At 51.1% G+C, this 22021-nt stretch carries 18 protein-coding genes; 12 read left to right on the top strand and 6 right to left on the bottom strand.

Annotated features, from left to right (window positions below; translation table 11 throughout):
• Nucleotides 1-38 precede the first annotated feature (38 nt).
• Nucleotides 39-656, top strand: a complete 618-nt coding sequence (locus BG55_RS18325; protein ID WP_034940566.1) for a trimeric intracellular cation channel family protein — start codon at nt 39-41, stop codon at nt 654-656.
• Here the strand turns inward: BG55_RS18325 and ligB are convergent.
• Nucleotides 631-2322 carry an NAD-dependent DNA ligase LigB gene (gene ligB / locus BG55_RS18320; protein ID WP_052018946.1) on the bottom strand — a complete coding sequence of 564 codons (1692 nt, stop codon included), beginning with the start codon at nt 2320-2322 and terminating at the stop codon, nt 631-633. The two genes, BG55_RS18325 and ligB, sit on opposite strands and share 26 nt — an antisense overlap.
• Nucleotides 2323-2573: 251 nt before the next feature.
• On the opposite strand from ligB, the gene gmk reads away from it, so the two are divergent.
• The 11 genes from gmk to rluF all read left to right on the top strand — a co-directional run bounded on the left by gmk (nt 2574) and on the right by rluF (nt 17092).
• Nucleotides 2574-3197 carry a guanylate kinase gene (gene gmk / locus BG55_RS18315; RefSeq protein WP_034940563.1) on the top strand — a complete coding sequence of 208 codons (624 nt, stop codon included), beginning with the start codon at nt 2574-2576 and terminating at the stop codon, nt 3195-3197.
• Between the two features lie 53 nt (nt 3198-3250).
• On the top strand, nt 3251-3526 hold the full coding sequence (gene rpoZ, locus BG55_RS18310; RefSeq protein ID WP_016191359.1) for a DNA-directed RNA polymerase subunit omega: 276 nt from the start codon (nt 3251-3253) through the stop codon (nt 3524-3526).
• Between the two features lie 22 nt (nt 3527-3548).
• Nucleotides 3549-5663, top strand: coding sequence for a bifunctional GTP diphosphokinase/guanosine-3',5'-bis pyrophosphate 3'-pyrophosphohydrolase (spoT, locus tag BG55_RS18305; RefSeq protein WP_034940558.1), 2115 nt, complete (start codon nt 3549-3551; stop codon nt 5661-5663).
• A 3-nt stretch (nt 5664-5666) separates the two neighbouring features.
• Entirely contained in the window at nt 5667-6365 is a 699-nt protein-coding gene (gene trmH, locus BG55_RS18300; protein ID WP_034940555.1) for a tRNA (guanosine(18)-2'-O)-methyltransferase TrmH, read from the top strand.
• The gene (recG, locus tag BG55_RS18295) at nt 6362-8443 is read left to right on the top strand and encodes an ATP-dependent DNA helicase RecG (RefSeq protein ID WP_034940554.1); all 2082 of its coding nucleotides are present in this window, start codon (nt 6362-6364) and stop codon (nt 8441-8443) included. Before trmH ends, recG begins: the two co-directional genes overlap by 4 nt.
• A gap of 1015 nt (nt 8444-9458) precedes the next feature.
• Nucleotides 9459-10439 (top strand): glycosyltransferase family 2 protein, encoded by a 981-nt coding sequence (locus BG55_RS18285; protein ID WP_034940647.1) that lies wholly within the window; start codon nt 9459-9461, stop codon nt 10437-10439.
• 11 nt (nt 10440-10450) lie between these two features.
• Nucleotides 10451-11743: an oligosaccharide flippase family protein gene (locus BG55_RS18280; RefSeq protein WP_034940550.1), complete on the top strand. Its 1293-nt coding sequence runs from the start codon at nt 10451-10453 to the stop codon at nt 11741-11743.
• 13 nt (nt 11744-11756) lie between these two features.
• Nucleotides 11757-12752 carry a glycosyltransferase family 2 protein gene (locus BG55_RS18275; protein WP_034940547.1) on the top strand — a complete coding sequence of 332 codons (996 nt, stop codon included), beginning with the start codon at nt 11757-11759 and terminating at the stop codon, nt 12750-12752.
• Nucleotides 12753-12990: 238 nt separating this feature from the next.
• Entirely contained in the window at nt 12991-14379 is a 1389-nt protein-coding gene (locus tag BG55_RS18270; RefSeq protein WP_034940545.1) for a nucleobase:cation symporter-2 family protein, read from the top strand.
• A 119-nt stretch (nt 14380-14498) separates the two neighbouring features.
• A complete protein-coding gene (locus tag BG55_RS18265) occupies nt 14499-16181 on the top strand; it encodes an AsmA family protein (protein WP_034940543.1) in 1683 nt (560 codons plus the stop codon).
• Nucleotides 16182-16219: 38 nt separating this feature from the next.
• Nucleotides 16220-17092 (top strand): 23S rRNA pseudouridine(2604) synthase RluF, encoded by an 873-nt coding sequence (rluF, locus tag BG55_RS18260; protein ID WP_034940541.1) that lies wholly within the window; start codon nt 16220-16222, stop codon nt 17090-17092.
• A 14-nt stretch (nt 17093-17106) separates the two neighbouring features.
• Here rluF and fabY read toward each other — a convergent pair whose 3' ends face one another.
• From fabY to typA, 5 genes are all read right to left on the bottom strand, one after another.
• The gene (gene fabY, locus BG55_RS18255; protein ID WP_034940540.1) at nt 17107-18045 is read right to left on the bottom strand and encodes a fatty acid biosynthesis protein FabY; all 939 of its coding nucleotides are present in this window, start codon (nt 18043-18045) and stop codon (nt 17107-17109) included.
• Between the two features lie 54 nt (nt 18046-18099).
• Entirely contained in the window at nt 18100-18537 is a 438-nt protein-coding gene (gene dtd, locus BG55_RS18250) for a D-aminoacyl-tRNA deacylase (protein ID WP_034940538.1), read from the bottom strand.
• Nucleotides 18534-19400: a virulence factor BrkB family protein gene (locus tag BG55_RS18245; protein WP_034940536.1), complete on the bottom strand. Its 867-nt coding sequence runs from the start codon at nt 19398-19400 to the stop codon at nt 18534-18536. The genes dtd and BG55_RS18245 overlap by 4 nt, the downstream gene beginning before the upstream one ends.
• Nucleotides 19400-19996: a glucose-1-phosphatase gene (yihX, locus tag BG55_RS18240; RefSeq protein WP_034940535.1), complete on the bottom strand. Its 597-nt coding sequence runs from the start codon at nt 19994-19996 to the stop codon at nt 19400-19402. Before yihX ends, BG55_RS18245 begins: the two co-directional genes overlap by 1 nt.
• 152 nt (nt 19997-20148) lie before the next feature.
• On the bottom strand, nt 20149-21972 hold the full coding sequence (gene typA / locus BG55_RS18235; protein ID WP_034940533.1) for a ribosome-dependent GTPase TypA: 1824 nt from the start codon (nt 21970-21972) through the stop codon (nt 20149-20151).
• Between the last annotated feature and the right edge of the window lie 49 nt (nt 21973-22021).

Genomic DNA, 22021 nt, shown 5'->3' with positions numbered 1-22021 from the left:
AGGTAAACTAACGTCATCATGATTTTCGGGTTCAGACTATGTTACTAACTGTGCTCTACATTATTGGCATTACGGCCGAGGCAATGACCGGCGCACTGGCAGCGGGTCGACGTAAGATGGACATGTTTGGCGTCATTATTATCGCTTCCGTCACCGCAATAGGCGGCGGCTCGGTGCGCGATATCCTGTTGGGCCACTATCCGCTCGCTTGGATCCAGCAGCCGATATACATAATCATCGTGGCAGTCGCCGCCGTGCTGACCACCCAACTTGCCCCGCTGATGCCCCACCTGCGTAAAACTTTTCTTGTTCTGGACGCGTTAGGCCTGGTGGTGTTCTCCATTATCGGCACTAAGGTGGCGCTTGATATGGGCCACGCCTCGATTATTGCCGCGATATGTGCGGTGATCACCGGCGTATTTGGTGGCGTTCTGCGCGATATGTTTTGCAACCGTATCCCTCTGGTGTTTCAGAAAGAACTCTACGCAGGCATCGCTTTCGCCTCTGGCTGGCTCTACATTCTGCTGCTGAAAACCCCCCTTTCTCATGAGATAGTGGTCATCATCACCCTGCTGTTTGGATTTATTGCCCGCCTGCTGGCACTGCGCTATAAACTTGGGCTGCCCGTCTTCAATTATCCGCACTCCGAACATTGAGCGTTGGTCGCCGATCGCCCTGCAACCCGTCAATCAGTACCTGAACCTGACGATGCTGCAAAAAAGCGACGATCTTTCCGGCAAGTTTTTCTCCGATTCCCGGCAACTGCTGCCATGACTGCTGAGTGCGGGCAAGCAGTGTCTGCCAGTTATCATCCTTCATGGCATTAAGCGCGCCATCAGGCACGGGCACCCCCAGTGCTTTTACCCAGCGTTTGAAAGGCTGTTGCTGACTGAGAGTAAACTGGTGATAAAGCTTGTTGGCCTGATGCGCTGTTATTCCTTCGGTCCGGGCCAGTTGCTCTTCGGACAATGACTGCCAGGAAAAAAGATGCGTCAGCTTTCCGGCCTGTATTAAACGCTGCCAACTGCTTCGGCTGATGCCGGTCATCGATAACACCGCAGGACGGCTTAACCAGACCAGTCTGGAGAGAAATTGCTCACGACATGCGGGCGTGTAGGTCAGACAGCTCACTACATTAAACGTCTCCGGGTCAGGCATCTCCGGAGGCTGACGATCGGCAACCCGCCAGACAACGCCATCCACTCGTGGTATCCCCTGCCCCGCGAGGCTGACGATAACCTGATCGCCAGGCACAATGTCAGCGGAACGCCAGCTTTTCAGTGACCCCGCACTCACCCTGCTGACTTTTTTGTCATCAAGTTGTACCGGAACCAGATTCAGCACGACGCTGAGTTTTCCGCTGCGCCCCACAGAAAACGCCACAGAACGAACCTCAGTGCTGACTTTCCGTGGTGAATACTTCCAGGCAACGGACCAGTTGTTCTCGCCAGGCTGCCAGTGTGCCCCGGCTACCGGCGCGCCGTGGATAACCACGCCATCGGTGACGAAAGGTAATGCCTGTTGGAACCAGCGATCGCGCCAGGCCGCCACCTCATCAGCAGAGCTAACCGGTTCGCTCCAGTCAGCAGCCAGGCCAAAGCCCGCCTCGCGTAACAGAGAGAGTCGTTCAGTCATCTTTTCAGGCCCGTCCGGCCATGCCCAGATAAACACGCCCAGCTTTTGTAAAACAGCCGGGTTCGCCTTATGCCTCATCGCGCCTGCAACAATACTACGTGCATTAACCCCTCCCATGGCTGACTGGCGATGATCGTCCATCAGCAGGAATAACTCCCCCTGCAACGTCAGAGAGTCATCCTTAAAAGGTATCGTCACAGGAACAGACGGGATCTGTTTTGCTTTATCCGTCCAGTCTTCACCCCGCAATCCATTACCGCGGCTGATCATCCTGACCAGCGAACCATGCTGGTAGTGCAGCGTAACGGCGACGCCATCAATCTTCGGCTGAACCCAGAGCGCCTGTTTTCCTGCCATCCACCGCTCAAGGGCATGCTTATCCGTCAGCTTCTTAACCCCAACATGAGCAACGGGATGAAGAACCTTACCGGTGGTACTCAGCTCCGGCTGGCGAACAGCGCTCTGTGGGCGAAAACAGCCCTGCCAGGCGTGAAACTTTTTTTCCAGCGCATCGTAGTGTTCATCCGTTACTTCACTGCTCCCTTTTTGATAATAAGTCCGATCCCAGTCACTTAGCTGTCGCGCCAGTAAAGCCATCTCATGTTCTGCCCGGACGGCGGTCCATACCGGACATTGCCCCTCGGCTACTCCGCACCACAGAAGGCACAAAATAATGATGTTACGCATCGCCAACTTCTCCATGTTGTCTGCCAGCGACATTAAAGAGGCAAAATCAGGCCGTGGCGACGGCAAACACAGATTTATCAGAGCGGGCTCGAAAACAATTTCTCTGTAGTTTGCAACACCACATTGTCATCGCGAGATGCTTTCCATAATCAGAGAAATAGTGCTGCAAAACGCCTGAAACGCTGTATGAAAGGGGCCAGCCGTGTATACTGTGCAGAATTCGCACTCTGACTGGCTAATCAACAATAATCATGGCTCAAGGCACGCTCTTTATTGTTTCAGCGCCCAGTGGAGCAGGTAAATCCAGCCTGATCCATGCACTGCTGAAAACTCAACCGCTCTACGACACTCAGGTTTCCATTTCCCACACCACAAGAGGAATGCGGCCGGGTGAAAATCATGGTGAACATTACTATTTCGTCTCCCATGACGAATTTCGCGGCATGATTGAGCAACAGGCCTTTCTGGAACACGCCGAAGTCTTTGGTAATTATTACGGCACGTCCCGCAAAGCCATTGAGCAGGTACTCTCTACCGGCGTGGATGTCTTCCTGGACATTGACTGGCAGGGCGCGCAGCAGATTCGTAAGCAAATGCCCCAGGCCCGTAGTATTTTTGTTTTGCCGCCATCGAAGGATGAGCTCGATCGCCGCCTGCGAGGGCGTGGTCAGGACAGTGAAGAGGTGATAGCAAAACGTATGGCCCAGGCGGTGGCAGAAATGAGTCACCACGCGGAATACGATTACCTTATTGTTAATGATGATTTCGATCTGGCGCTGTCCGATCTGAAAACCATTATTCGCGCCGAGCGTCTGCGAATGGGGCGGCAACAGTCCCGTCACGATGCTTTAATCAGCAAACTGTTGGCAGACTGAGGACAACTCAGTATGATGCCCAGTCATTTCGTCACCCGTGGAGTATCACACTTATGGCACGCGTAACCGTACAGGACGCAGTAGAAAAAATTGGTAACCGTTTTGACCTGGTTCTGGTCGCCGCCCGTCGCGCCCGTCAGATGCAGGTCGGCGGTAAAGATCCGCTGGTTCCGGAAGAGAACGATAAATCAACCGTTATCGCACTGCGTGAGATCGAAGAAGGACTGATCACTAACCAGATTCTGGATGTTCGTGATCGTCAGGAACAGCAAGAGCAGGAAGCCGCAGAGTTACAGGCCGTTACCGCTATCGCTGAAGGTCGTCGTTAATCATCAGCCGGAAGGCTCGCCCTTGTACCTGTTTGAAAGCCTCAATCAACTGATTGAAAAATACTTGCCTGAGGAGCAGATTAAGCGCCTCAAGCAGGCTTATCTTGTCGCACGTGATGCTCACGAGGGACAGACGCGCTCCAGTGGCGAGCCCTACATTACCCATCCGGTTGCGGTCGCCTGCATCCTGGCGGAAATGAAGCTCGACCATGAAACACTCATGGCTGCGCTCTTACATGACGTTATCGAAGATACCCCCGCCACCTACCAGGACATGGAACAGCTGTTTGGTCAGACCGTGGCAGAGCTGGTCGAAGGGGTCTCCAAGCTCGATAAGTTAAAGTTCCGTGACAAAAAAGAGGCTCAGGCCGAAAACTTCCGCAAAATGATCATGGCAATGGTGCAGGATATCCGCGTCATTCTGATCAAACTGGCTGACCGCACACACAATATGCGCACGCTGGGTGCCTTACGCCCGGACAAAAAGCGCCGTATTGCGTTGGAAACGCTGGAAATTTATAGTCCACTGGCTCATCGCCTGGGCATCCATCACCTGAAAACCGAGCTGGAAGAGCTGGGTTTTGAAGCGCTTTATCCCAACCGTTACCGCGTCATTAAAGAAGTGGTAAAAGCCGCCCGTGGCAACCGTAAAGAGATGATCCAGAAAATCCTCTCTGAAATCGATGGTCGTTTGCAGGAAGCAGGTATTGCCTGCCGCGTCAGTGGGCGAGAGAAACATCTCTATTCGATCTACTGCAAAATGCATCTGAAAGAGCAGCGTTTTCATTCGATTATGGATATCTATGCTTTCCGGGTGATCGTCCGCGATGTGGATACCTGTTATCGGGTGCTGGGGCAAATGCACAGCCTTTACAAACCCCGTCCGGGTCGGGTCAAAGATTATATCGCCATCCCTAAAGCCAACGGCTATCAGTCCCTGCACACCTCAATGATCGGCCCACACGGTGTGCCGGTTGAAGTGCAGATCCGTACGGAAGATATGGATCAGATGGCAGAGATGGGGGTAGCGGCGCACTGGGCTTATAAAGAACAGGGTGAGAGCAGCACCACGGCGCAGATTCGTGCTCAGCGCTGGTTGCAGAGCCTGCTGGAGCTACAGCAAAGTGCGGGCAGTTCTTTTGAATTTATCGAAAGCGTGAAATCCGATCTGTTTCCTGATGAGATTTACGTTTTTACCCCGGAAGGTCGCATCGTCGAACTGCCAGCCGGCGCGACTCCCGTCGACTTTGCCTATGCCGTGCATACCGATATCGGCCATGCCTGCGTTGGTGCCCGCGTCGACCGGCAACCTTATCCGCTTTCCCAGGCACTGACCAGCGGGCAAACCGTTGAAATTATTACCGCGCCGGGCGCACGCCCGAATGCGGCATGGCTGAACTTTGTCGTCAGTTCCAGAGCGCGAGCAAAAATTCGTCAGCTGCTGAAAAATCTTAAGCGTGATGATTCGGTCAGTCTTGGTCGTCGTCTGCTGAATCATGCGCTGGGAGGCAGCCGGAAGCTGGCTGAAATTTCACCAAAGAGTATTAAGCACGAGCTGGAACGCATGAAGCTGGCGACGCTGGATGATTTGCTGGCTGAAATCGGCCTGGGCAACGCCATGAGCGTGGTGGTGGCCAAAAATCTTCAGCAAAGTGAACAGCCTGCACCTGTCGCACCCACCACCTCATCGCGTGGTAAGTTACCAATCAAAGGTGCAGACGGGGTATTGATCACGCTGGCCAAGTGCTGCCGCCCTATCCCTGGCGATCCGATTGTTGCCCATGTCAGCCCCGGTAAAGGTCTGGTAGTCCATCATGAATCCTGCCGTAATATTCGTGGCTACCAGAAAGAGCCTGAGAAATATATGGCAGTAGAGTGGGATAAGGTCACCGAACAGGAGTTCGTCGCGGAGATCAAAGTGGATATGTTTAATCATCAGGGCGCACTGGCAAACCTGACCGCTGCGATCAATACCGCAGGATCCAATATTCAGAGTCTGAACACGGAAGAGAAAGATGGCCGTGTTTACTGTGCTTTTATCCGCCTGACGGCCCACGATCGCGTTCATCTGGCAAATATCATGCGTAAAATCCGTGTGATGCCTGACGTGATTAAAGTTCACCGCAACAGAAACTAGTCGATGAATGCTCAACGCTATGCCCGCATCCTCGAAATGCTGGCCGCCCGCCAGCATGATCTGACCGTTTGTATGGAGCAGGTTCATAAGCCTCATAATGTCTCAGCCGTGATCCGCACGGCGGATGCGGTCGGGGTGCATGAAGTTCATGCTGTCTGGCCTGGTTGCCGGATGCGCACCATGGTTTCCACCGCAGCAGGAAGTAACAGCTGGGTGCAGGTGAAAACGCATCGCAGCATTGCAGAAGCCGTCAGCCTGCTTAAAGGTCGGGGGATGCAAATCCTCGCCACGCATTTATCTGATAAAGCCGTCGATTTCCGTGAGGTTGATTACACCCGCCCGACCTGCATTCTGATGGGACAGGAAAAAACCGGCATCACTCAGGAAGCACTGGATCTTGCCGATCGGGACATCATCATTCCTATGGCTGGCATGGTTCAGTCGCTGAATGTTTCGGTTGCCTCAGCGTTGATCCTTTATGAAGCGCAGCGTCAGCGACAAAATGCCGGAATGTATCAGCGCGGCGAGAGCATGCTTGAGTACGCTGAGCAGCAGCGTCTGCTGTTTGAAGGAGGGTATCCGGTGCTGGCTCGCGTCGCCAAACACAAAGGGCTGCCTTACCCGGAAATTAACGGCATGGGTGAAGTGGTTGCCGATGCTGAATGGTGGGCAACAATGCAAGCTTCGGTACGCAGAAAATGAAAGGCCGCCTGCTGGATGCTGTCCCCCTCAGCACACTGTCCGGCGTTGGCGCAAGTCAGACCGCGAAGCTCGCCAGACTGGGCCTGGTGACCGTACAGGACCTGCTGCTGCATCTCCCTCTGCGCTATGAAGATCGCACTCAGCTTTATGCCATCAACGATCTGCTGCCGAATATCTTCGCCACCGTTGAAGGTGAGGTATTACAAAGCGATATCACTTTTGGTCGTCGGCGGATGCTGACCTGTCAGATTAGCGATGGGACTGGCATCCTCACCCTGCGTTTTTTCAATTTCAATGCCGGAATGAAAAACAGCCTCGCGGCCGGTCGCCGGGTGACGGCTTATGGCGAGATTAAGCGCGGCCAGCGCGGTGCTGAAATTATCCATCCGGAATATCGTGTGCAGGGCGAAAACGGTGGCGTGCAATTACAGGACACGCTGACCCCTGTCTACTCCACGACCGAAGGCGTTCGCCAGGCCACGCTGCGCAATCTTACCGATCAGGCCCTTGAGCTGCTCAATACCTGCGCAATTGCCGAACTGCTGCCAGCCGAACTCAGTAAGGGCATGATCAGCCTGCCGGAAGCATTGCGAACCCTGCATCGCCCACCACCTGATATGGCTCTGGCCGATCTGGAGAGCGGGACGCATCCGGCACAGCGCCGCCTGATTATGGAAGAGTTACTGGCTCATAATCTGAGTATGCTGGCGGTACGGGCTGGCGCCCAGCGTCACCACGCCCTGCCACTGCCTGCCCGGCATGAGCTGAGCGATAAATTGCTGGCTGCGTTACCCTTCCGCCCGACGAGGGCTCAGCAACGTGTCGTCGGCGAGATTGAGCAGGATCTGGCACAGAATTACCCGATGCTACGGCTGGTACAGGGCGATGTCGGCTCCGGGAAAACCCTGGTTGCGGCCCTGACCGCACTCAATGTGATTGCCTGGGGAAAACAGGTGGCACTGATGGCACCGACAGAACTGCTGGCCGAACAACATGCCAGTAACTTTCGCCAGTGGTTTGCGCCTCTGGGTATTGAAGTCGGCTGGCTGGCTGGCAAACAAAAAGGCAAAGCTCGTCAGGCACAGCAGGAAGCGATTGCCAGTGGACAGGTTTCGATGATCGTCGGCACGCATGCGATTTTTCAGGAGCAGGTGCAGTTTAACGGCCTGGCGCTGGTCATCATCGATGAGCAGCACCGCTTTGGCGTCCATCAACGTCTGGCCCTGCGTGAAAAAGGTGAGGAGCAGGGTTTCCATCCGCACCAGTTGATCATGACCGCCACTCCCATCCCGCGCACCCTGGCCATGACTGCCTATGCCGATCTGGATACCTCAACCATTGATGAACTGCCGCCAGGCAGGACGCCGGTCACTACCGTGGCGATCCCGGATACGCGTCGAACCGAAATTATTGAACGGGTTAAACGAGCCTGTACCGATGAAGGACGCCAGGCATACTGGGTGTGCACCCTGATTGAAGAGTCAGAGCAACTGGAGGCTCAGGCAGCAGAAGCCACCTGGGAAGAGTTAAAACTGGCACTGCCGACACTACAGGTTGGATTAGTCCATGGCCGGATGAAGCCCGCTGAAAAACAAAACATTATGCAGGCTTTCAAACGCGGGGAGATCCATCTGCTGATTGCCACAACGGTAATTGAAGTGGGCGTCGATGTCCCCAATGCCAGCCTGATGATCATTGAGAATCCTGAGCGACTGGGCCTGGCCCAGCTACACCAGTTACGGGGGCGTGTGGGCCGCGGCTCTGTTGCATCACACTGTGTACTGCTTTATAAAACTCCCCTGAGTAAGGGAGCACAAAAACGCCTACAGGTGCTGCGTGACAGTAATGATGGCTTCGTCATTGCCCAGTGCGACCTGGAGATTCGTGGACCTGGCGAACTGCTGGGTACTCGACAGACGGGTAATGCAGAATTTAAAGTTGCTAATTTGCTTCGCGATAGCGCAATGATCCCGGAAGTTCAGCGTATTGCCCGACATATTCATCAACACTATCCGGAACAGGCCCAGGCATTAATTGAGCGCTGGCTACCGGAAACAGAGCAATATAGTCATGTCTGACTGACCACAAGCCGTTATTTTATATAATGCAGTGGCCCACCTCACAAAATATTCAAAATGGCCCATGTTTCCTCTATGAAAATTAATCATTTCAGACATGGGGAAATTCTTGTTTTCCGGCCCACCCATTGACGTAAAAAATACCATCTGTAATATCGCGGAAGAAAAATAATAACAGAGAATAAGCAGACATCCGGATATATCTTTTGAGGCCATTATTACAGACTGCTCTGGCAGGATAAGCGCTGAGATTAACTGGCGATCGGTCGAGCGTTGCCAGGCCCGGTTATTTATTGAGATTGACAGTAATAATGAGGTGCCGAGTTGTTTTATGCCACCCTGTTTTGATGAAATTATTTCGTCAGAATGGCTGACGCATTTCATCAGATGAAGAGCCTGTCTTTTTCATCATTAAAGATGACAGCATGGCATTAATCCTGGTTTTTAATTTAAAACGGGTTTATGTGCATCACGGTTAATTCAGAGCCTGATCCACCAGGCGTTATTGTCGCAGCCAGTCTGGAGACGGACAGCGCGCAGAAACCGGAGCCTACACGGAGTACGTGAGGATTTCGAGTACTGCCCGGGTTCAGAATGGCAAGTAAACCAGCCCTGACTGGCAAGGCTCTCAGAAATACCGTGGCATTTATAAAACAATGCCGGATTAATACCATTTTTATTAATAGTAAACATCCTGATTTTAGTATTGAGCAAACTGGTAGCTGCAAGCCAGGGCGGTAGCCTTGCTTTAATATTTAATGGCTTTTCCCATCATGGCATTTATCTTAATAAAAAGGCCATCATTGAATAATTCACTCTCAGGTCTGTTTTTTTTCCTCAGAATAAAGACGCCCAGGAATAAACGCAAAGAAGCATTTTTTCTGTTAAATGATGGCGCGGATCCTGAGCGAAGTGATAACTTTGCTGAGTAAAACTGACCAGATTTCCTGACAACATAATGCACGCAATATCTGCGCCTTCAGGTTTTCATGGCCAGACCATTTTCAGAGGTAACATGATCAACAACTCATCAGATGTTTTATTCAGCCTGATTGTACCGGTGTACAACGCAGCCCAATATCTTGAAACATGTATCGACAGCATTCTGCAACAACGCGTTGGTCAGTATGAGATTATCATCGTTGACGATGGCTCTACGGATAACTCTCTGATGATACTTGAAAAATATAAAGATAATCCGGGTGTCAGGGTGGTGAGTAAACAGAATGGCGGTGTTTCTTCAGCACGTAACCACGGCCTGGATATTGCCAGAGGCGATTACATCAGCTTTGTTGATGCTGATGATTTCCTGCCTGAAGACACCTTATCGACCTGGCTTCGATTGATGCAGGATAAGGTTTGCATGGTTGTTGGCCAGTCGGCGGGCTATACCCACGATGGTATCAGGATGTCGAGTCCTGTTACATCGGAGGCCAGCAAGACGCTGAGCTGTACCGATGCGATAAATGAACTGTTATATTTGAATCCTAAATATGGCGTTTGTGACAAGATCTTCCGGGCAGACATTATCAGATCCAACAATTTAAGATTTAATGAAAACATTGCTAATTTTGAAGATCTCCTTTTTGTTGTTCATTACCTCTATCTGGCAGGGCAACAGCAGGTGGTTTTCTCAGAAAGTATTATCTACAACTACAGGTATTCTTTAGATTCGGCAACCCGAACCACGCTGAAGGAAAAACATTTTTCTTTTGCCACCTCTTTTACAGAAATGAAAAAATATCTTCGACCTGAAAATAAAAAATTTTACTATCACATATTCCTGAAAATAACAGCATCTTATATTGCCCGGGGAATAAATTCCGGGGAATTCAGGCCTTCCTTTATCGCCAGCTATATTGCTTTGTATCGAAGTAATTTCAGATCTTATTTTTTTTCAGGCCTGATGTGTAAAGCGAGCACAGGATATCTTACTCTTTTTTATCTTTCCCCTGGTCTGATAGCACAATTGCGTAAGATAAAAAAAGACCGTTAACGAGGCAAGTGATGAAAGATAAAATAAAAAATTCATTATGGATGATTTCTGAGAAAATTATCGGCATATTCGGTCTGATTTTTGTCACATCCTTCGTGGCCAAATATGTTGGACCTGAAATATTTGGCATTATGTCAATATCTATGCTTGTGTTCCAGTTTATCCAGTCAGTTTCCATTATGGGTAGCGATGTCATTTTACTTAAAAGGATTTCAAGAAACAGGAATTCAGGCATAAAACTTATGCTGTCGACATTTTTCCTGGTGTTGACTACCTATCTCATTCTTTCCATTATTGGCATGGTGGTAATGAAAGAGCATATGACATCAGATGCTCTGGTCTTTATTTTTGCGGCCGCGATCGCCTGCCTTTTTTCAGCCATCGATTTAGTCAATGTCTACAATGAGGCTACCTTAAACGCCAGGCTTAACGTTATCGCTAACGTTACGGGTTTGCTCATCAGTCTGTCATGCCGGTATATCATTTCTTACCTTGAACTGGATCCTCAATACCTGTCGATTCCGATTGTGTTAGTTACCGCTGTCCCCTTCCTGATTAAAACAATCTGGTTCATGTTACGACATGGCGAAACATCTGTACCGGGAGCAAAACATGTAAAAAAATACTCCAGGTATATGATGGCTTCAGGTGGCACGCTGATTTTTTCCATTATCGCCGTCTCTTTATATACCCGATTTAATCAAATCAGCGTGTCATATTTTCTTGGGGTAAAAGAAGCCGGGATATTTTCTGTCGCATTGACATTATCAACGGCCTGGACATTTTTGCCTTATGCATTGCTGGCCTCTTTCTATCCCTCTTTTTTTTCGGAGAAAGATCCTGAAAAAACCATCATCAGGATCCAAAGGCTGCATCTGATGGTTCTTGGCGTTTCCGCCATTATCATTCTGAGCATCCATCTGCTCGCGGGACCATTTATCAACTATTTTTATGGCCCGGCTTATCTTGATGCGGTTAAACCAACCTTATATCTGAGCTTTGGTGCGATGTTTGCCATCTTTAGCAGTATCATGGACAGATTTATTATCAAGTATAATGGATACCGTTTTCTGGTTAAGAAAACCTTCTTTGTTCTGGTTATCTGCCTTGTATCTTCAGCACTGTTTGTCCCCTTGTTCGGACTGAATGGTGCAGCACTTAGCGTAATTATTACTGAGTTCTGCTCTTTCTCTGTCCTCAATTACTTCTTTTCTGCTCAACCCGTCATCACCATTCATAAAGTCTTTATCAACCCGAAAAAATTATGGTTACTTTTTTACGATCTTAAACACTCCAGAGAATAAAAGTGGATTCAACATGAATGAAAAAATTATGTTCAGTATAGTTATTCCTGTTTATAACGCTCAGAATACAATCCATCGGACCCTGCTCAGTGTACTTAATCAGAGTTACACTGACTATGAGGTTGTTATTGTTAATGATGGTAGTACAGACAAAAGCGCGACCATTCTTGAGGAATTTAATGGTCATAAGCAAATAAAGGTCATCCCTCAGGTTAATGGCGGCGTGAGTTCAGCAAGAAATACTGGTTTAAAGAACTGTGCAGGTGAATACGTTATCTTCCTTGATTCCGATGACTGGGTTGATGATAACTTCTTGCTTATCTTTAAGGAAAACCTGAACAGCTTTAAAGACAACTCAGTGGATCTTATTATTGGCAACCTTAAAGACGAAAGAATCAGGCCTGTTACTCAATATGGCTTTTTCAGTGCAGAGGATATTCCTGTGATAATCGGCGAACTGGAAGTTACCGATAATATCGGCTACTTGCACAACAAGTGCTACAGAAAAAAAATCATCGATGATTCGGGGATGTGTTTTCAGGAAGGCGTTTCGATGAGCGAAGACCTACTGTTTAACCTGCGCTATATCTGCCAAGTTAATAATTTGCTGGTCATCAGTAGCTCCTCATATCATTATGAAAATCTCTCTGGCTCCCTCTCGAAAAAGCGAGTGAGCCACGACGAGTTGCTGCTACGTAAGAAACATCTGGCAGATACCTATGATGCGATCATCAAGAAATACAAAAACAGCAATCTGAAATATTTTATGAAAGGCATTTCCCGGCGAATGCTGGCGCTGGATATGCAGATTGTCACCTCGATGTATTATTCTTCTTTTCCACAATCGGGCATTCTCGCAGAGATAAAAAATCTGAAAAAAAGAAAATATCCAAAAGGTATTTTTAACCTGCTCAACAGAAATGAAAAAGTGAAATTCTTCATCATGCGACTTAACAGTATATCTGCCTATTATGCTTTGGGTATTCTCTACAGAATGCATTTTTTCTGAGCTGTAAAGCTGCCTTCAATACCGCATCCCGCTTTGTGAAAAAATAATACCGACACTGTTTTACGTTGCTTTCAATGCGAATGCAGCGAGGTTACCGCTGTCTGTTACCTCGCTGGCATTGTACTTCGCCCCGCATCACCCTCAGACCAGACTTAATGAGACATATGTCACAGCAATCGTTTGCTTTTACTTTGCACACCATTAAAATCGTTTCTTTGTTCATCAGAGAACAGTGCGAATGTCGATCAACACCCCTGAAGCTGATATCCCACCATCTGTTGTTTCAGTTAAAAAAAGTGAGCTGATTTACCAACTGGAAGACAGACCGCCTTTGCCGCAAACTTTATTTGCTGCCTGTCAGCATTTACTGGCTATGTTTGTCGCCGTTATCACTCCGGCACTGCTTATCTGTCAGGCGCTGGGGCTACCTGCCCAGGATACTCAGCACATCATCAGCATGTCGCTGTTTGCTTCAGGACTGGCTTCCGTTTTACAGATTAAGACCTGGGGACCCGTCGGCTCCGGCTTATTATCGATTCAGGGCACCAGCTTCAACTTTGTGACGCCGTTGATTATGGGAGGAATGGCCCTGAAGAATGGCGGAGCCGATCTACAGACGATGATGTCCGCACTCTTTGGTACGCTGATGCTGGCTTCCTGTACCGAGATGCTGCTATCCCGTTTTCTGCACCTGGCCCGCCGCGTCATTACACCACTGGTTTCGGGCATTGTGGTGATGATTATTGGCCTTTCGCTGATTCAGGTTGGCCTGACTTCCATTGGTGGAGGTTTTGCTGCGATGAGCAATCACACCTTCGGCGCCCCCAAAAATCTGTTGCTGGCAGGCGCTGTGTTGTTGGTGATTATCCTGCTCAACCGCCAGAAAAATCCTTATCTGCGCGTGGCCTCACTGGTGATTGCCATGGCGGTCGGCTATTTACTGGCCTGGCTGATGGGGATGCTGCCGGAAAATACCACGCCATCTGACCAGTCGCTGATTGCGGTGCCCGTGCCGTTTCACTACGGCTTGAGTATTGACTGGAATCTGCTGATCCCGCTTATGCTGGTTTTTATGGTCACCTCTCTGGAAACCATCGGCGACATTACCGCCACGTCCGATGTCTCTGAGCAGCCGGTGAGTGGCCCGCTGTATATGAGGCGACTAAAAGGCGGCGTGCTGGCTAATGGTCTTAATTCCTGTGTCTCCGCGCTGTTTAACACCTTCCCTAACTCATGCTTTGGTCAGAACAACGGCGTCATTCAACTGACCGGCGTAGCCAGTCGCTACGTTGGCTTTGTTGTCGCGCTGATGCTGATTGTTCTGGGGCTGTTTCCGGCAGTAAGCGGTTTTGTGCAGCATATTCCAGAGCCGGTGCTGGGCGGTGCCACTATCGTCATGTTCGGCACCATCGCTGCCTCAGGTGTGCGCATCGTGTCGCGCGAGCCATTGAACCGCCGGGCAGTAATGATTATTGCTCTGTCACTGGCCGTGGGCCTCGGTGTTTCACAGCAACCGCTGATCCTGCAATTTGCGCCTGAATGGCTGAAGACGCTGCTTTCTTCCGGCATCGCGGCAGGCGGGATTACTGCGATCATTCTTAATCTGGTCTTCCCGGAAGAGAAATAATCTCTTCTGTGACAATGACGGCGGTTAATCTGTGGGCTGCCGTCGTCATCTGCCGGTTGAGCTTCAATGACAAATCAGGCATAACAGTCCTTCGCTGAACATGCTAAGGGACGGATGCAATGAAATTTATCGGAAAAGTTTTGCTGACCATCGCGCTGGTGTTGCTACTGACACTGATTGCGATATACCTGCTGTTGCAAACTCAGTGGGGAGACAGCTGGCTAGGCCGCACCGTCAGTCAGCACAGCCGTTACCAGCTCGCGTTCTCAAAACTGGAACATAACTTTTCAGATCCGGGCCACGTTATTCTGGATGATGTCGTTTTCGGCCTTAAAACGGAGCCTGCTCAGTTGGTGGCGAAGAAGGTCGATCTGGGCCTCAGCAGCCTTCAGTTTTCTGAACCGCTGCATTTTTCCAGTATCTGGCTGGAAAACGGCATCCTTAATACCAGTGACCACAGCCACCCTCTTCCTCTCTCTGCCGATCGTCTGCAACTGAATCAGATGGCTGTTAACAGCCCTGAAAGCAAATTACCGTTCAGCGCTCAACGGGTTGACGGCGGTATTCTGCCGTGGCGACCACAGCCGGGTGATTTTATGGGTAAGGATGCCAGTTTCCAGATGAGTGCCGGATCGCTGAAGGTAAAAGACATTGCGGCAACCAACGTCCTGTTGCAGGGGAAGCTCAGTCATAATCAACTGCTGATTAGCAATCTGGGTGCCGATGTGGCGCTGGGGTCAGTTACCGCCAGTGCACAGCGTGATGCTGAGGGGCACTGGCAGGTGTCTGGTCTGCGATTAAACAGTATTCGTCTTCAAAGTGAGCAGTCACTTGCTGATTTCCTCGCTCCCTTGCTCTCGTTGCCAGAGGCTCATTTTGATCGCATTGAGGTGACCGATGCCCGTCTCGAAGGAAGAGACTGGGCGATAACCGACCTCGATCTGGCGTTAAAAAATATCACCGTCCGCGAAGGGAAATGGGAAAGCAAAGAGGGATCGCTGTCGATGAATGCCAGCACCTTTGTTAATGGCAGCCTGCAACTGAACGATCCTATCGTTAATCTGACTTTTTCTCCTGAAGGCGTTGCGCTTAACCAGTTCAGTTCACGTTGGGTGAACGGCTTAATCCGGACATCCGGGCACTGGACGCGCAGTGATAACAAGCTCACGCTCGATGAACTGGCCGTGGCCGGACTGGAGTACACATTGCCAGAAAACTGGCGTGAGCACTGGATGGCTACTCTGCCGCAATGGCTGGAGAGTGTGCAGGTAACGAAATTTGCGGCAAACCGTAATCTGATTATCGATATCAATCCGGATTTTCCCTTCCAGCTCACCTCGCTGGAGGGCAACGGCAGCAACCTGCTGATGGCGCGTAATCATCAGTGGGGCATCTGGTCAGGTAATCTGAGTCTCAACGCCGCAGAGGCAACCTTCAACCGCGTCGATGTGCGCCATCCGTCCATCAGCCTCAACGCCACTGACAGCAATATCAACGTTACGGAAATGAGCGCCTTCACCCACGACGGAATGCTGGAAAGTCTGGCGACACTCTCTCAACAGCCACAGCGTGCCCTCTCCTTAACACTTAACGGTCGTGAAGTGCCGGTCAATCTGTTGCACGACTGGGGATGGCCGACGTTGCCACTGGAGGGGAAGGGTAACGTGCAGCTGAAAATTCAGGGAAGTCTGGCAAACGGTGCGCCGTTAAAGCCATCGGTCAATGGCACCCTCTCCGCCACGGCTGGCGATAAAACCGTTCAGCAGACCATGATTGGTGGTCAGGTGGCTGGCGCGCAATGATCGTTTAAAGGTATCATCCGCCTATTTGCGGAATAGCCATGCAGATCAACTCTTCAACACGCCTCAATAAATACATTAGCGAGAGCGGGATATGTTCCCGCCGCGATGCTGACCGGTATATCGAACAGGGCAACGTTTTCATTAACGGTAAGCGAGCCTCGGTCGGTGATCAGGTGCATATCGGCGACGTGGTGAAAGTAAATGGTCAGCTAATTGAACCACGCGATGAAGAGGATTTAGTGCTGATTGCCCTGAATAAGCCGGTGGGCATTATTACCACCATGGAAGAGGGTGAGCGGGACAATATCAGCGATTTTGTTAACCACAGCAAGCGCGTGTTCCCCATTGGTCGGCTGGATAAGGATTCCCAGGGTCTGATTTTTCTGACTAATCACGGCGATTTAGTGAATAAGATCCTGCGGGCCGGAAATAACCATGAAAAAGAGTACGTGGTTACGGTCAACAAGCTGATTACCGATGAGTTCATTGCCGGTATGGGTGCGGGTGTACCGATGCTGGGTACGGTTACCAAAAAGTGTAAGGTTAAAAAAGAAGCACCGAATGTCTTTCGTATCACCCTGGTTCAGGGGCTGAACCGGCAAATCCGCCGCATGTGTAAGCATTTTGGCTATGAAGTGACCCGGCTCGAACGCACACGGATTATGAACGTCAATCTGAAGGGGCTGCCGCTGGGTGAATGGCGTGACCTGACCGACGATGAGCTGATTGAACTGTTTAAACTGCTGGAAAACTCATCCTCTGAAGAACCCGCGGCCAAAAAAGCAAAACCCAAACCGACAGCAGCAAAAAAACCCACCAACGGCGGACCGAAAACCAGTGAGAAAACGGCTGGCAACAGCGCTTCCCGCAAGCGCTTCACCCAGCCGGGCCGTAAAAAGAAAGGGCGCTGATCCAGCGCCTCTCCTCAGTCGCCGGATCCGCCCTGCTCCAGCGGGCCATCCGGGTCGGCGGGCAGGACCAGATATACCCCCTTAAACACCGCCCCACAGGTATCATTACCGTGCAGTTCGACTTCCAACTGCACCCGTGCCTTACGACCACGCGCCAGCCTGTCCAAATCACCGCTCAGGGAACCAAGATCGGCTATTGCGCCCGGCCTGCCGCTGATCGAATGGCTGTAACGGATATGTGCATCCGCCAGAATAATCGTGCCGCCCAGATGCCGCTCGCGCAACAGCAGCCAGATAAGCCCCCAGCCCGTCAGCGTGGCCAGTGAAAACAGGCTGCCGGCAAACAGGGTATGGTGCGGATTCTGATTGCCGGTTTCTGGCATAGTGGTAATGAATTTCTGCCCGGTATACTGCTGGATGCGCACCCCCATTTTCTCACTGAGAGGGATATTCTCGTACCAGGCCTGCTGCAACTGACCGCACCAGTCGGCACGATGCAATATGTCATCCAGGGTAATAACCGGCTTTACCATCAAGAAATGGCGTACCGGCGTGGTTTGCGGCGCGGTAACCTCACCCTCGTTGACATAACCCAACTTGGCAAAGAACTCGACCGCATCTTCCCGGGCGCTACAAACCACGCGTTTAACCCCTTCCTGACGCGCTACAGACTCCAGCGTCATCGCCACCAGCGTCCCCAGGCCTTTTCCCTGAACTGAGGGGTGCACGGCCAGAAAACGGATTGCCGCCTCATTGTCGGCATTAATGTAAAGTCGCCCTACAGCGACCGGAGCGCCACTTTCATCCACCACCATTTGATGATGAGCCAGCGCATCCCACGCATCCCGTTCAGAGCCCATTGGCTGATGAAGAGGCTTACGTAGCATTTCCCAGCGAAACTGATAGTAAGTATCCAGCTCTTCCGCTGTTTCAGGAACCCGAAGGTGATACATAAAATGGTTCTCTCTTTCAGTCTGGTTCGCTTCCGTGCCGTTCAACCCGCTGGCTTACACCTGGAGCCAGAAGGTGACCGGGCCATCATTGACCAGTGCGACCTGCATATCGGCGGCGAAGCGCCCGGTCCGGGTGGTCACCGCCTTTTCACGGCAACATTCCACAAAATAGTTATACAACCGCTCAGCGTCCGCAGGTTCTGCGCCGCGAGAAAAACCGGGACGCAGACCCTTTTGGGTGTCGGCCGCCAGCGTAAATTGTGACACAACCAGCAGGCTGCCTTCTGCCTGCCGGACATTCAGATTCATTTTTCCGTCAGCGTCACTGAAAATGCGGTAACCCAGCACACGCTCACACAGCCGCTGCGCTTTCTGCTGATCATCACCTTTTTCCACACCCAGTAAGATAAGCAACCCCGGCCCGATTTCGCTGATGGTTTCTCCGCCAACCTTAACGCTGGCGCTGAGCGCACGTTGAATTAAAGCAATCATGACCCCTCGTCTTCTTTATTTTGTTGTGTCAGGCGGTGGTCCCCCAGGGAGGCGGTAATCTCTGCACCCAGCAAAACAATACACCAGGTCCAGTAAATCCACAGGAACAGGATAGGGATAACCGCCAGCACACCATAAATCAGCTGATATGACGGGAACATGGTCACATAGAGGGCAAAGGCTTTTTTCCCCAGCTCAAACAATAATCCGGCAACCAGCGCGCCGACCAGCGCATCCCGTCCAGCCACCTGACGAGTGGGAACAATACTGTAAAGCAGCCAGAATGCCAGCCAGGAGAGTAACAGAGGAAAAATTCGTAGCCCATAATCAATCAGCCAGCTGACGCCACTGACTGAGGCCCAACGCAGTGACAGCAGGTAGGAGCTGATAGCCAGGCTGGCACCAGCCAGCAATGGCCCCAGAGTCAGGATCATCCAGTAAACGGCAAAGGAGTAGACCAGCGGGCGTTTACGTTGACTGCGCCAGATGGTATTCAGCGCGGTATCAATGGAATACATCAGCAGCAATGACGTCACTACCAGGCCGCAGGCTCCTACCGCCGTCATCTTATTAACGTTAGCCACAAACTGCTCGAGATACTGCTGAATTGCCGTGCCCGATGCCGGAACAAAATTGCTGAAGATAAAGGTTTTCAGTTGCCCGCTGACCGTGGCAAATGCCGGGAAAGCAGCAAACAGCGCAAATACCACGGCCACCAGCGGCACCAGCGACAGCAGGGAAACATAGGCCAGATTGCCTGCCAGCGTGGTCATGGCATCTTCATTAATGCGCTGCCAGAGCAACCTGATCCAGGACCAGAATGCCCGCAGGCGGTGCTGACTGGCGTAACGATGACGAAACATCACGACTTATCAGCAAAAAACGCCGGGATGATACTGGCATCCGTAACGTGAATACTCTGGATGCCAAGCGCCCGTGCTCCCTCGATATTTTCCAGATTGTCGTCAAAGAAAATGGTCTGAGAGGCGCTGAAACCTTCTTCATCAAGCACCTGCTGGTAAATGCGGGCTTCGGGCTTACGCATGCCCATATCCTGTGAAAGGTAAAGTTTATCCACAGCGCTCTGGACTTCCGGGTATTCACCAGGCCAGAAACTACAGTGCAGACGGTTAGTATTGGAGAGAATAACCACCCTTTCACCTTTGTCGCGCAGCGCTTGCATTATCTGTAAGACTTCCGGGCGAACACCAACGAATATAGCCTGCCAGCCAGCGGTAAACTGTTCAAAACTCAGCGCCAGGCCCAGCTCTTCGCAAATCTGCTCTGCGAAGGCTTCATCGCTCACTTCTCCACGCTCATGGCGATGAATATTCTCCCCCAGAGTGAAATGGTTTTGCAGCGTCGCTAACGGCACGCGCCCCAGATCGCTCCAGACGCCCAGCACCCGGTTGAAGTCAATATCAACAATGACGTTACCTAAATCAAAGATATACAGCATGGCCATCTCCTTTTGTTCCGGTGAGCTATTCACTCTAGCGGTAAAATGGAAGCCTGAACAGGTGGCGAATTTGAAAACTGGAAGACAGATTCAGAGAGGAAAAAAAACAGGGCCGGAAATCTCCGGCCCTGTTTATCAGCAACAACGTCAGATTAAACGTCTTTGCTACCGCGCATGGCGCGTTTACGATCGTTTTCGGTCAGGTGACGTTTACGAATACGGACAGAAAGCGGCGTAACTTCTACCAGTTCGTCATCATCGATAAACTCAATCGCCTGCTCAAGCGTCATCTTGATGGCTGGTACCAGCGTTGTCGCCTCATCGGTACCAGAAGCACGCATGTTGGTCAGTTTCTTACCGGTCAGGCAGTTTACCGTCAGGTCGTTAGAACGGCTGTGAATACCGATAATCTGGCCTTCATACACTTCCGCGCCGTGACCAAGGAACAGTTTGCCGCGATCCTGAAGGCCAAACAGCGCAAATGCCACCGCTTTACCCTGGCCGTTTGAGATCAACACGCCATTCTGACGCTGGCCCACTTCACCCGGACGAACATCATCGTAGTGGCTGAAGGTGGAGTAGAGCAGCCCGGTACCAGAAGTCATGGTCATGAATTCGTTACGGAAGCCAATCAGGCCGCGGCTTGGCACCACGTAGTCAAGACGCACACGACCTTTACCATCCGGGTCCATGTTTTTCATGTCGGCTTTGCGTTCACCCATCGCCTGCATCACTGCACCCTGATGCTGTTCTTCAATATCCAGCGTCACGTTTTCGAATGGCTCCTGTTTGCGGCCTTCGAATTCACGGAAGATAACTTTCGGACGGGATACCGCCAGTTCGAAACCTTCGCGGCGCATGTTTTCGATCAGTACCGACAGGTGCAGTTCACCACGACCTGAAACGCGGAAGGCATCGGCATCAGCCGTTTCTTCCACACGCAGCGCCACGTTGTGCACCAGCTCTTTGTTCAGACGGTCAAGGATCTGACGTGAGGTCACGAACTTACCTTCTTTACCGCAGAAAGGTGAGGTGTTGACGTTGAAGAACATGGTTACCGTTGGTTCATCAACGCTCAGTGCTGGTAGCGCCTGCACATTCTGTGGATCACAGATGGTATCAGAGATGTTCAGCTCGCCCAGACCGGTAATGGCGATGATGTCGCCTGCTTCGGCTTCTGTTGCATCAATACGCTCCAGCCCGAGGTGGGTCAGCACTTTGCCAACTTTACCGTTACGGGTTTTGCCTTCGCTATCGACGATGGTCACCTGCTGGTTTGGCTTCACTTTGCCACGCTTGATGCGGCCGATACCGATAACACCAACATAGTTGTTATAGTCCAGCTGTGAAATCTGCATCTGGAAAGGCGCAGCCATCTCAACCTGTGGCGGAGAAACGTGCTTCACGATGGCCTCATACAGCGGGGTCATGTCTTCCGCCATATCGGTGTGGTCAAGACCCGCGATACCGTTCAGGGCAGAGGCATAAATAACCGGGAAGTCGAGCTGGTCGTCGGTCGCGTCCAGGTTAACAAACAGGTCGAATACCTGATCCACAACCCAGTCAGGGCGGGCACCAGGCCGGTCAACTTTGTTGATAACCACGATCGGCTTCAGACCATTTGCAAAAGCTTTTTTGGTCACAAAGCGGGTTTGCGGCATTGGGCCATCCATTGCATCCACAACCAGCAGCACCGAGTCAACCATTGACATCACACGTTCTACCTCACCGCCGAAGTCGGCGTGTCCTGGGGTATCCACGATATTAATGCGGTAGTCGTTCCATTTAATGGCGGTGTTTTTTGCGAGGATGGTAATCCCACGCTCTTTCTCCAAATCGTTGGAGTCCATTACGCGTTCGGTTGCTTCAGCGCGGGCGTCAAAGGTTCCGGACTGCTGTAGCAATTTATCAACCAGGGTAGTTTTACCGTGGTCAACGTGGGCAATAATGGCGATGTTACGCAAATTTTCGATCACAGCTTTGCCTCAGGCATTAGAAATAGCGCGCTATTGTACACGGATTAAT

Origin of the sequence: Erwinia mallotivora, assembly GCF_000590885.1 — a bacterium.
GTDB lineage: Bacteria > Pseudomonadota > Gammaproteobacteria > Enterobacterales > Enterobacteriaceae > Erwinia > Erwinia mallotivora.
This window is presented reverse-complemented; position numbering and strand designations above follow the sequence as displayed.